This window comes from Kitasatospora albolonga, from assembly GCF_039535905.1.
Lineage (GTDB): Bacteria > Actinomycetota > Actinomycetes > Streptomycetales > Streptomycetaceae > Kitasatospora > Kitasatospora albolonga.
On record NZ_BAAAYB010000008.1, the window covers coordinates 1 to 11,167 of the forward strand.

Annotated in this window: 13 protein-coding genes; 5 read left to right on the plus strand and 8 right to left on the minus strand. The window is 74.9% G+C overall.

The window, feature by feature from the left end; translation table 11 throughout:
• A partial coding sequence (locus ABD946_RS02405; protein ID WP_345279580.1) for a GlcG/HbpS family heme-binding protein occupies positions 1 to 399 on the minus strand: 399 nt, incomplete at its 3' end.
• Positions 400 to 431: 32 nt separating this feature from the next.
• Positions 432 to 1,616 (minus strand): MFS transporter, encoded by a 1,185-nt coding sequence (locus ABD946_RS02410; RefSeq protein ID WP_345279582.1) that lies wholly within the window; start codon positions 1,614 to 1,616, stop codon positions 432 to 434.
• A gap of 195 nt (positions 1,617 to 1,811) precedes the next feature.
• Between ABD946_RS02410 and ABD946_RS02415 the strand changes: the two genes are divergently transcribed.
• Positions 1,812 to 2,282 (plus strand): MarR family winged helix-turn-helix transcriptional regulator, encoded by a 471-nt coding sequence (locus tag ABD946_RS02415; protein WP_345279584.1) that lies wholly within the window; start codon positions 1,812 to 1,814, stop codon positions 2,280 to 2,282.
• Between the two features lie 19 nt (positions 2,283 to 2,301).
• On the opposite strand, the gene ABD946_RS02420 is transcribed toward ABD946_RS02415, so the two are convergent.
• On the minus strand, positions 2,302 to 2,814 hold the full coding sequence (locus ABD946_RS02420; RefSeq protein WP_345279586.1) for an O-acetyl-ADP-ribose deacetylase: 513 nt from the start codon (positions 2,812 to 2,814) through the stop codon (positions 2,302 to 2,304).
• A gap of 154 nt (positions 2,815 to 2,968) precedes the next feature.
• Between ABD946_RS02420 and ABD946_RS02425 the strand changes: the two genes are divergently transcribed.
• Positions 2,969 to 3,958, plus strand: a complete 990-nt coding sequence (locus tag ABD946_RS02425) for a DUF389 domain-containing protein (RefSeq protein ID WP_345279588.1) — start codon at positions 2,969 to 2,971, stop codon at positions 3,956 to 3,958.
• 87 nt (positions 3,959 to 4,045) lie between these two features.
• On the opposite strand, the gene ABD946_RS02430 is transcribed toward ABD946_RS02425, so the two are convergent.
• Positions 4,046 to 5,584 carry a PP2C family protein-serine/threonine phosphatase gene (locus ABD946_RS02430; RefSeq protein WP_345279590.1) on the minus strand — a complete coding sequence of 513 codons (1,539 nt, stop codon included), beginning with the start codon at positions 5,582 to 5,584 and terminating at the stop codon, positions 4,046 to 4,048.
• Positions 5,585 to 5,831: 247 nt separating this feature from the next.
• Between ABD946_RS02430 and ABD946_RS02435 the strand changes: the two genes are divergently transcribed.
• A complete protein-coding gene (locus tag ABD946_RS02435; RefSeq protein ID WP_345279592.1) occupies positions 5,832 to 6,605 on the plus strand; it encodes a class I SAM-dependent methyltransferase in 774 nt (257 codons plus the stop codon).
• A gap of 74 nt (positions 6,606 to 6,679) precedes the next feature.
• On the plus strand, positions 6,680 to 7,159 hold the full coding sequence (locus ABD946_RS02440; protein WP_345279594.1) for a hypothetical protein: 480 nt from the start codon (positions 6,680 to 6,682) through the stop codon (positions 7,157 to 7,159).
• Positions 7,160 to 7,187: 28 nt separating this feature from the next.
• Here the strand turns inward: ABD946_RS02440 and ABD946_RS02445 are convergent, their stop codons facing one another.
• From ABD946_RS02445 to ABD946_RS02460, 4 genes are all read right to left on the minus strand, one after another.
• The gene (locus ABD946_RS02445; protein WP_345279596.1) at positions 7,188 to 7,826 is read right to left on the minus strand and encodes a serine/threonine-protein kinase; all 639 of its coding nucleotides are present in this window, start codon (positions 7,824 to 7,826) and stop codon (positions 7,188 to 7,190) included.
• The gene (locus ABD946_RS02450) at positions 7,823 to 9,070 is read right to left on the minus strand and encodes a 2-isopropylmalate synthase (protein WP_345279598.1); all 1,248 of its coding nucleotides are present in this window, start codon (positions 9,068 to 9,070) and stop codon (positions 7,823 to 7,825) included. The genes ABD946_RS02445 and ABD946_RS02450 overlap by 4 nt, the downstream gene beginning before the upstream one ends.
• 109 nt (positions 9,071 to 9,179) lie before the next feature.
• A complete protein-coding gene (locus ABD946_RS02455) occupies positions 9,180 to 9,668 on the minus strand; it encodes a hemerythrin domain-containing protein (RefSeq protein ID WP_345279600.1) in 489 nt (162 codons plus the stop codon).
• Positions 9,669 to 9,720: 52 nt separating this feature from the next.
• Entirely contained in the window at positions 9,721 to 9,969 is a 249-nt protein-coding gene (locus ABD946_RS02460; protein ID WP_345279602.1) for a hypothetical protein, read from the minus strand.
• A gap of 143 nt (positions 9,970 to 10,112) precedes the next feature.
• Between ABD946_RS02460 and ABD946_RS02465 the strand changes: the two genes are divergently transcribed.
• A complete protein-coding gene (locus ABD946_RS02465; protein ID WP_345279604.1) occupies positions 10,113 to 11,138 on the plus strand; it encodes a hypothetical protein in 1,026 nt (341 codons plus the stop codon).
• The last annotated feature ends 29 nt before the right edge of the window (positions 11,139 to 11,167 follow it).

An 11,167-nucleotide genomic window follows, 5' to 3' on the forward strand; every position in this document is an offset into this window, starting at 1 on the left:
GGTCGCGAAGGCGTGGTCCTGGGCGGGGGCGCCGCCGCCGACGCCGAGGGCGCCGATGAGGTGGCCGTCGCGGTCGTGGACGGGGACGCCGCCGGCGATGAAGAGGAGAGGGCGGTCGAGGGCGGTGGTGAGGGAGTGGAACGGGCCCTCGGGCTTCACGAGGTCCACCAGATCGGCGGTGGGGGCGTTCAGCTGGAGGGCGGTGTACGCCTTGCGGGTGCTGGTCTCGCCGGAGATCAGGACGGCGCGGTCGTCGCGGCGGTAGGCGAGCAGGTGCCCGCCCGCGTCCAGGACGGTGACGCTGACGGCGACTCCGGCGGCCTCGGCGGCGGCGCGGGCGGCGGCGACCAGGGTCTCGGCGGCGGCGGTGGTCAGCGGGGTGACGGTGGTGGTGCTCATGGTGGTTCCTTCGGTGCGGTGGTGACGGTTCGTCAGTGGTGGACGAGGGCGGGGGTGGGCACGGGGGCGGCCGGGGCGCGGCGCTCCAGGGCGGCGGACCAGAGGGCCAGCACCAGCGCGGCGGCGGCGAGCAGGGCGCCCACCCAGTTGGGGGCGGTGTAGCCGAGGCCGGCCGAGATGACCATGCCGCCGAGCCAGGCGGCCAGCGCGTTGCCGAGGTTGAAGGCGCCGATGTTGACGGCGGAGGCCAGGGTGGGGGCGCCGTGGGCCTGGTCCAGGACGCGCTTCTGCAGCGGTGGGACGGTGGCGAAGCCGAGGGCGCCGACCAGCAGGACGGTGACGGCGGCCAGGACCTTGCTGTGTGCGGTGAGGGTGAAGAGGGCGAGCACGACCGAGAGGCCGCCGAGGGTGGTGTAGAGCATCGGCATCAGCTTGCGGTCGGCGTAGCGGCCGCCGAGCAGGTTGCCGAGGAACATCCCGACGCCGAACAGGACCAGCAGCCAGGTGACGGAGCCCTCGGAGTAGCCGGCCACGTTGGTCATCATGGGCGCGATGTAGGTGATGGCGGCGAAGACCCCGCCGAAGCCGAGCACGGTCATCGCCATCGCGAGCAGCACCTGCGGGTTGCGGAAGGCCGTCAGCTCGCGGCGCAGGTGGGCGCCCTCGGGGCGCGGGGTGGCGGGGACCAGCCGGGCGATGCCGAGCAGGCCGGCCGCGCCGAGCACGGCGACCCCGGCGAAGGTGGCCCGCCAGCCGACGGCCTGGCCGATGAAGGTGCCGAGCGGGACGCCGACGATGTTGGCCACCGTCAGACCGGTGAACATGGTGGCGATGGCGCCGGCCTTCTTCTCGGGGGCGACCAGTTCGGCGGCGACCACCGAGCCGATGCCGAAGAACGCGCCGTGGGCGAGCGAGGTGACGATCCGACCGGCCAACATCAGCGGGAAGGTGGGGGCGGCGGCGGAGAGCAGGTTGCCCACCACGAACAGGCCCATCAGCAGCATCAGCATGGTCTTGCGGCTGATCCGGGTGCCGAGTGCGGTCATCAACGGGGCGCCGACCACGACGCCGAGGGCGTAGCCGGTGACCAGCAGGCCGGCGCTGGGGATGGTGACGCCGTAGTCGGCGGCGATCTGCGGCAGCAGACCCATGATCACGAACTCGGTGGTCCCGATGCCGAATGCCCCGATGGCCAGGGCGAGGAGCGCGAGAGGCATGGCTGCCCTCCGTACGGTTGTTGCTTGTGCGCCTTACGTGCTTCGACAATAGTTGCAGGCGCGGGCAATCGGCAAATGCGGGCATCGCGCCAGAGATGGGGAAGTGCTTGCAGGGGCGTCCTACCGGCTCGGGCCGGTAGCGCCCTCGGGGCCGTATCCTGGGGGCTGATCCCGCAGACGGAAGGAGACCGGCCGATGACCGCCACCGACCCCGCGCTGACCGCCCTCGCCAACGGGTGGGGTGCCCTCTACGTGCTCTACGGCCGGATCGAGGCGCACGTCGAGCGCGCCCTCCAGGCCGAGCACGAGCTGAGCGTGCGCGAGTACTCCCTGCTCGACGTGCTCAGCCGCCAGCACGACGGCGAGGGCGGGCACCTGCAGATGAAGCAGGTGGCCGACGCGGTCGTGCTCAGCCAGAGCGCCACCACCCGCCTGGTGACCAGGCTGGAGGACCGGGGCCTGCTCGCGCGCTACCTCTGCCCCACCGACCGCCGGGGCATTTACACCAACGTCAGCGAGGACGGCCTCAGGCTCCTGGACGAGGCCCGGCCGACCAACGAGCGCGCCCTCCGCGAGGTCCTCGAAGAGGCGGCCCGCAACCCCGAGCTCGCCCCCCTGGTCGCCGCCGTCGAGGCCGTCAAGCCCCCGGTCCCGTTGCACTCCTGACGGCCCATCGGGCAGCGGGTCAGCGCGGGTCGGCGCCGAGGGCGGCCCGCAGGTGCGCCTCCGCCTCCTCGTCGAACGCGACCAGGCGGACCAGCTGCACCGAGCTCGCCGCCGATCCGAGCACCGAGACGGCGATCCGCGCCGCCTCCTCCGCCGGGTAGCCGTAGACACCGGTGGCGATGGCCGGGAACGCGACGCTGGTGACACCGAGTCCGTCCGCGACCTCCAGGCAGCGGCGGTAGCAGGACGCCAGCACGTCCGACTCGCCCTCCTCACCGCCCTCCCAGACGGGCCCCACCGTGTGGATCACGTACCGCACGGGCGGCGGGAGTTCGAACCCCGGCGTCGCCATCGCGTCCCCCGGAGCGCACGGCCCGATGGCCGCCCCCGCCGCGGCCAGCCGTGGCCCGGCCGCCCGGTGGATCGCCCCGTCCACCCCGCCACCGCCCATCAGCGACTCGTTGGCGGCCGTGACGAGGGCCTCCGTGTCCTGGGCGGTGATGTCTCCGAGAACGACCTCGATGCGCGTCATGCCCCGAGCCTGCCCCTGCCCGCCGTGGACGTGCACGGCTTCGCGCTCGGCGAACGGGCGTCGGGGGCGGGGCGGGGACGGGGCGTGGCTCCGGACGGGTGGGTCTTGCGTCGGGCAGGTGGTGTCCGGGCGTACGGGGGCGCATGTATGACGGATGCTCGACGGACTGCGCAGCCTGGTGCTGCCCGCTCATCAGCGCCGGTCGCTGGACGACCTGGCGGAGGACCTCGACCTGTCCTTCGGCGACGTGGGGGCCAAGCGCTCGGCGTTCTGGACGATGTTGCTGCTCTCGGCGGTGATCGCCGCCGGGGGTGTGCTCACGGACTCCACGGCCACCGTGATCGGCGCGATGATCATCGCTCCGCTCTCCACGCCGATCATGGGCATCGCCCTCGGCGCGGTGCGCAGACGCGGCGGGTCGGCCGGGAGGTTCGTGCTCGGCGGGGCGCTGCTGGTGGTGGCCGTCGGGGCGCTGGCCTCGCTGGTGGTGCCGGCCTCCTACGACCTGCTGTCGGACAGTCAGGTGGCGGGCCGCACCTCGCCCGGGCTGCTGGACCTGGTGGCGGCCCTGGCCACCGGCTTCGCCGGAGCGGTCGCGCTGGCCCGCAAGGACGTGGCCGCCGTGCTGCCGGGGGTGGCCATCGCGATCTCCCTGGTGCCGCCGCTGGTGGTGGTCGGGGTCTGTGCCGGCCAGGGGGCGTGGTGGCTCTCGCTCGGAGCTTTGGTGCTCTTCCTCTCCAACCTGCTGGCGCTGGTCTTCGCCGGGATGGTGGTCTTCGCGGCCCTCGGCGGCACGGAGGCCGGCGGCGGGCCGCGGCGGCGGGGCTACCTGACGGTGGGTGCGCTGTTCGCCGCCGTCGGGCTGATGCTCGGGGCCAGCACCGCGGGGACGGTCCTGGTGCACCTGTGGACCGCCCGGACCGCGGACGCGGCGGCCGAGTGGCTCGCGGACACCCCGCAGGCGCAGGTGGTGGACACCCAGGCCCACTGGCGCACGCTCTACGTCACCGTGCGCACCCCGGACCCGCTCCCGCCGGTGGACCGTCTGCTCGCGGCCCTGGACGGCGAGGTGCCGGACGGCGTTCCGGTCGTGGTCACCACCACCGAGGGCCGCCGGATCGAGGCGGGCCGGGTCGGGGACTGAGGTCCACCCCAAGCGGGTCAGCCGCTCGCCGGTCCGCCCCTCGCCGTTGCGCCCCCGGCCGGTCCGGCCGGTCCGGCTGAGCCGCCGTCAGGCGGCCGGTGCGGCGGGCCGGGTGGCGATCAGGAGGCTGATGTCGTCCCGCTGCCAGTCGACGCCGAAGCCCTCCGCGGCACGGTAGAGCGCCCGGGTGACGTCGAGGGGTTCGCGCTCGGGGGTGGACAGGCCGCCGAGGAGGGCGGCCACCCGGTGTTCGCCGAACTCCTCGCCGTCCGCTCGGCGGCCCTCGGTCAGGCCGTCGGTGCACAGGGTCAGCAGGTCGCCGGGGTGCAGCTCGGTGGTGGCGGTGTGCCAGGTCCCCGGTGCGGGCTCCAGGAGCGGGTGGATCAGCGGGCCGGTGGCGGCCAGCCGCTCCACGGTGCCGTCGGCACGGAGCAGGAACGGCTCCCCGTGGCCCGCGTTCACCCAGCTCAGCGTGGACGCGGCCGGGTCGAGCACGGCCAGCGCGAGGGTGGAGAAGCGCTCGTCCTCGCCGCAGAGCGCCTGCCAGGCCGCCCGGACCGTGGTGTCCAGGTCCCGGCCCAGCCGCAGGCCCACCTCGACCACGGTCTTGAGCCGGACGGCCAGCAGGCCGGCCTCGATGCCGTGGCCGGAGACGTCGCCGAGGAAGACGGCGGTGGCACCGCCCGGCATCGGGAGCACGCCGAGCCAGTCCCCGGCGATCAGGCCCTCAGCGGCCACGATGTCGCCGTGCGCCCGCACGCCGGGCCCCGGCCGTTCGCCGGAGACCAGGATCTGACGCAGGCCCAGGGAGGTGGCCGCGTCCCGCTCCAGGGCCTCGCGGTCGCGCCGGGCGGCCCGGTCGGACTCGCGCTGCCGCTGCCTGGCCCCCTCGGCGCCGAGCCAGGCGCCGGCCATCCACCCGGTGTGCCGCCGCGGGGCCCGGCGCGGCTGATCGGTGCCTTCGCCCGCCGAGCGCCGCAGGTAGCTCTCCAACTCGCCGAGCGGCACCAGCATCCGCCGCCACACCAGGGCGAGCACGGAGCCCAGGAGGACGAACAGGGCGGCGGCGCAGGCGGAGAGGTTGAGGAGCATCCGGTCACGCCCGGCGGCCGCCCCGGACTGGGCCAGGTCGCTGTCCCGGCGGAGGTCCTTGGAGAGCTGCTGAACCTCGGTCAGCACCCGGTCCGCGTCCGGGGCGGGCGTCGAACCGCGCCACCGCTCGGTCTCCTCGGCCAGCCGGGTGGTCCCGGCCGCCAGTGCCGTCCCCTCGTTGAGGCGGACGAGGACGCCGGCCAGGCGCCGGGCCTGTTCGGCCTGGACGGTGCGGTGCTTCAGCAGTGCGGGCTCCCCGGTGATCCGGTGGTCGCGCTGGGCGGCCTCGCCCAGGTGGACCGTGACGACGAAGTCGTTCAGCAGCCGCCGGGTGGGCAGCAGCCGGGAGTCGAGCTGCGCCGACGAGGAGGCGGCGTCCTCGCGGTGCTCCACGGCGAGCAGGCCGCTGCCGGCGGCGAGTGCGACGGCCAGGCCCAGGCAGGACCAGAGCGCGGCCTTGGCGTGGCTGCGGCGAGGTGGGGCGGTTCGGTCGGGAAGGTCGGTGCCTCGGGGAGCGGTGGTGCGGCCTCTCACGGGAGTGATCCTGTCCGGGCGCCCCTGGTGGGGAAGGCTGCGGTCGCACGATCCGCAGGGCCGCGGTCCCGTCACGCGGCGACGCCTCCACTTCCACGGTGACAAGAACCGGCTAACGCCCGGAGGGGACCAAGGTCACCTGTCCGCCCGGGATCCCGGGCGGACAGGTGACCTCCGGCCTGTGTGCCGCGGTGCGGTGGTGGTGCCTGCCACGCTTGGCGGACGGGCCGACGGGTGGAGGGTTCAGGTGGAGTTGCTTCCGGAGATCAGTGGCTTCTACGGGCGGGGGGACGAGGCGGGGAGGCTCACCTCGGGGCGGACCACGGGGACCTTGGAGTTGGTGCGGACGAGGGAGTTGCTGGGGGCTCGGCTGCCGGGGGCGCCGGCCTCGGTGCTGGACGTCGGGGGCGGGCCGGGGGTGCATGCGCGGTGGCTGGTGGAGGAGGGCCACCGGGTGGTCGTGGTGGACCCGGTGGAGGGGCACGTACGGCAGGCCAGGGCGCAGGGGCTGACCGCGTGGGTGGGGGACGCGCGGGAGCTGGCGCAGGACGACGGGTCGTTCGACGTGGTGCTGATGCTCGGCCCGCTGTACCACCTGCCGGACGGGGCGGACCGGGAGAGGGCGTGGGCGGAGGCCTGTCGGGTCGTCAGGCCGGGCGGGGTGGTGGCCGCGGCCGGGCTCAACCGGTACGCCAAACTGCTGGACCTGGAGTCCGAGGTGGCCCTGGAGATCGCGGAGACCGGTCTCAGGAGCCGTCCGGACGGACCCACCTCGTACTACCACGACCCGGCGGAGCTGGCGGCCGAGGCACGGCGGGCCGGGCTCGGTGGGATCGCGGTCCACGGGGTGCACGGGCCCCGGTTCGAGGCGCTGCGGGCGGAGGAACGCCGCACCGGGCGACGGGACTTGGGGGAACGGGCGCTGCGGGCGGCGTTGGCCGCCGCGCGGTTCGCGGACCGGCGGCCGGAGTTGGTGGCGGTCTCGCTGCACCTGCTGGTGATCGGGGAGCGGGAGGAGTGAAGTCGGTTTGTAGGACCGGGAATTCACTCCTGTCGGTGCTGGGCCGAGATGCGCGCGGGTGGTGGACTTCGGGCATGAACCGTTCGAGTGCGATGCGACGTGTGGTGGCGGCTGCCCTGGTGGTGGGCGGATGTCTGGCGGTGGTGCCCGTGCAGGCGGTGGCGGCGCCGTCGGTGAGGGTCGGGATCGGGGTCGACAGCGAGGTGCGGGCCGGGACGCCGGCGGCGCAGCAGGTGCTGACGTTCTTCGAGGAGTACCGGGCGGCCGTGCTGGGGGAGAGCGGGGAGGATCCGCGGGCGGTGCGGGAGCGGTACCTGCTGCCGCAGCTCAACTACCGGCTGGACGCCTGGGCCCGGCAGAACGACGCGGATCCGGTGTTCCGGGCGCAGAACGTGCCGGGGAACTGGCGGGTGCACGAGGAGAAGCAGGAGTACGGCTACGCCTCGGTGCGGCTGACGGAGGTCTGGGGCGAGCAGTCCGACCAGGACGTCTGGTACGCCGTGCGCCTGACGGACCGGAAGATCGCGGAGATCAACGACCAGCCCGCGTTCTGACCGGCTCCTGGACGGCCCGGCGGCCCGGTCACCCCGCCGGGCCGTCCAGGTAGGCGCTCCGGACGTGGGCCAGGTAGGCGGCGGGGGAGGCGAAGGGGCGGTCCTGGGCGCCGTGGCGGTGCAGCTCCAGGCGGCCGTCGGCGTGCAGGCGCAGGGTGGTGGTGGCCGCACGGTCCGAGGGGGGAGCGGTGGAGGCGAGGACGGGGACCTCGGGAGGGAACATCGCCAGCGCCTCGGCGGCGGTGGCGGCCGGCGGCCGGCCGGTGCGGTTGGCGCTGCTGACGTAGAGGACGGGGTGGTCGTCGAGCAGCGGGAGGACGGGCTCCCAGCGGGCGCCGAAGAGCATGGTCCAGCCGTCCCGGGTGGCCGGGGCGAGCCAGCCGGGGGGCTCGGCGAGCAGGGGGAGGAGGAGGGTGACGCGCTCCTCGGCGAGCAGGCGGCGGACCCCGGGGGTGAGGCCGAGGGTGCCGTCGAGGGCGGCGAGGGTGTGCGGGTGGTGGGCCCAGAGCGCGACGGCCTGGTCGGCGGGGCGGCCCTTGGCGGCGTTGACGGCGAGCGGGTCGGTGCCGGCCACCACGTGGGTGAGCGGGGCGGGGTTGGGGAGGACCACGGCGGAGCCCCGGTGGAGGGCGGCACGGACCGCCTCGGCGGTCTGAGGGACGGTCACTTCGCTGCCTCCCGGGAGCCGTCGGACTGCAGGCCGTCGAGGTAGGCGGCGAAGGCCTCGTCCTCCACCACGGCGCGGCCGGTACGGTACACCCTGGCCTTGGCCCAGGCCATCGCCGTCCGGGCCCGCTCCTCGTCGAGGCGGTGGCCGAGGCGGGTGGCGACGGCCTGGACGACGCGGGCGTTGGCGAGGTGGGTGAGCACCACGTGCGGGGCGGTGCCGAGCACCCGCTCGTGGTCGTAGGGCTGGAAGAGCCGCGGATCGACGAACGGCGTGCCGGTGGAGATGGTGCCGACACCGGTGCCGACCACCGGCATGGTGACCGTCAGGGGGTGGCCGGTGTGCTCGGCGACCGCCCGGGCCAGCCGGGGCAGGGCGGTCAGGTCGGGGGCGGTCCACCAGGCGGGGGCGTCGGTGCCCAGCAGGGTGGCGGCACGGGCCGGGTCGTGGGCGAGGAGCAGCAGGAGCTGCTCGGTCGCGGGCAGTCCGCTGCGTTCGGCGAGGCCGAGCCAGGAGGCGGAGACCACCCGGACGCCGGTGCGCAGCGCCTCCACCGTGTTGGCCAGGCCGAGGCCGAGGTCGTTGTGGAGATGGGTGGCGAGCACCACGTCCGGGCCCGCCCCGGCCGCGACGGCGGTGAACATCTCCGAGGCCTCGGTGGGGAGTTGGCGTCCCACGGTGTCGGCCAGCACCACCGTGGACGCGCCCGCCGCCGTCAACTCGCCCGCCTGGGCGGCCATCAGGGCGTGGTCGGCCCGCGCGGCGTCCGCGAAGCACAGGTCGACGGCCACGGAGGCGTCCACGTCCCGGGCCTGCTTGACCAGTTCGGTCGCCGACTCCAGCGCGGTGCGGGCGGACTGGCGGGTCATCACCCGTGCCATCGCCTCGGAGGCGGGGACCACCACCATGACCCGGGCGTGCGCGCTGCCCCGGACCGAGGCGACGGCCTGCCGCACGTCCGCCGCCCGCCCCCGGCAGACGGCCGCGACGCTCACCGCCCCTTCGGCCTCCGCCGCGACCCGGCGCACCGCCTCGTACTCCTCGCCGCAGACGGCCGGGAACCCGGCGGCGAACACCACGTGCCGGGGCCCGTCGGCACCGAACATCCGGCCCTGCTCCACGGCCAGCCGCACCCGGAAGTCCGCCGACATCAGCGTCTTCGCCTGCGCGCCGTCCCGGGCGGACTCCTCCCAGAGCACGACCCGCCCCGCCCGCGCCGACTCCCGTATCAGATCGTGTTCCATGGGCACGCACCCTAGGGCGCCGCCGGCCCGGCCCGGGGCGGAGTGGACGGAACGGGGTCGTACGGCCGGGGAATTCGACGATCCGCTTGCGGACGAGGGCCCGGGGCCGCTAATGGATCACCGGGTGGTCCGGGTGGTCCGGGCGGTCCGGGCGGTGGACGGTCTGCCAGGCGGCCATCGCGGTGTCCCACTGGTCGCCGGTGAGCGCGGTCAGGGCGGCGGGGAAGAGCCCGTCCTCCTCCTTGGCGATGTGGTGGTGCAGCTCCTCGGCCGCCGCGACGAACGCGGCCCGCTGGTCGGGCAGGTGGAGGTCGAGGCGTCCGAGGAAGGCGGCCAGTTCGCGGTGCTCGGCGATGAGCGCCCCGACGTACGCGGCGTACTCCGGATCGCCACCCATCACCCGGAAGAGACCGCGCTCCTCGCCGTCCCAGTGCGCGCGCAGCTCCTCGGCCATCCGGGCCGCCAGCCGCCCGGCCCCGTCGAGGTCGCCCCGCTCCAGCAGGCGGACGGCCTTCCCGGCGAGGTCGGTCACCGACTCGTGCTCGGCGATGAACTCCTTGATCAGCGGGATCTCGCGGCAGCCGCAGTAGTGGCACATGCCCCGATCGTGGCCGCCGCGCGGCCGAGCGGGGCCACGGCGCGCCGGTCGCTCAGAGGACGTTGTGCTGGACGAAGCTGTGCCGGCAGGTGGGGCGTGCGCAGTGGTTGATGTCGGGGGGCGTGCGCGGCTTCCAGGACTCGCAGTCGCAGCGGAAGCAGAAGTCGCCGCCGGTGGGGTCGAAGTCGAGGCCGTCGGCCGCGAGCTTGGCGCGGGCCTCGCGCAGGGCCCGTTCGAGGCGCTCGGCGACTTCGTGGCGGGTCTTGAGCTGGTCGTCGGTCAGTCCGTGCCGGGATGTCATGGTGGACCTCCGTCGAGGCGGTTCGTCTGCCTCCTCCCACTTCAACACCGCCGGGCACCGGGCGACAGCCGACGGGACGGTCCGCCACGCCGTACGGCTCGGCGAGGACGCCCCGGGCCGGGCCTGCGGACAGAATGGCGCCCGTGAGACTCGACACCGCACGGGCCGCCGCCCGCCACTGGATCACCACCGAGGGCCGAACCCGCTCCGGCTACCTCGGGGCGTACCTGACCGGTTCGACCACCGCACTGCCCGCCGGAGCCGAACTGCCGCAGGGCCCGGGCCTGGACGTCGTGCTCGTCACCGCCGAGGAGGGGGAGGGACCGCGGCACGACAGGGTCGAGCACCAGGGGGTGCCGCTGGAGGTGACGTACCTGCCCCGGGAGCGGATCGACTCCGCCGAACGGGTGCTGACGGACCACCACCTGGCGCCCGGGCTGCGGCACGGCGTGGTGGTCGACGACCCGGGCAGGGTGCTGGGCGGGATCCAGCGGGAGGTCGCGGCGCGGTTCGCCGAGCCGGACCTGGTGCGGGCGCGCTGCCTGAGCGTCCACGAGGAGATCACCACCGGGCTCGGCCACCACGATCCGGCGCTGCCCTGGTACCGGCAGGTGGCCGGCTGGCTCTTCCCGACGGCCGCCACCACCCACCTGGTGCTCGTCGCGGCCCTGCGGGACCCGGCCCTGCGGCTGCGCTACCTGCGCGCCCGCGAGGCGCTCGCCGAGCTCGGCCTCGCCGAACGCTACCCGGAGCTGCTGCGGCTGCTAGGCGCCGAGGACCTGACCCCCGGTCAGGTCCGCCACCACCTCGACACCCTGGCCGTCACCTTCGACGAGACCGTGGCGGCGGCCCGCACCCCCTCCCCGTTCGCCGCCGAGATCTCCCCGCAGGCCCGTCCGGTCGCCGTCGACGCCGCCCACCACCTGGTCGCCCGGGGCGACCACCGCGAGGCGATGTACTGGACGGTGGCCACCTTCGCCCGCTGTCACGCCGTGCTGGCCGTCGACGCCCCGGACGCCCACGAACGCCTCACCCCGCACTTCACCGCCGCCGTCGCCGACCTCGGCATCAACACCGCCACCGACCTGACGGCCCGCCGCAAGGCCACCCTCGCGGCGCTGCCCGCCCTGCGGCAGCTGACGGAGCGGATCATCGCGGGCGGGAACTGACGTGCCGGAAAAGGAAGGGAGGGTGGTGA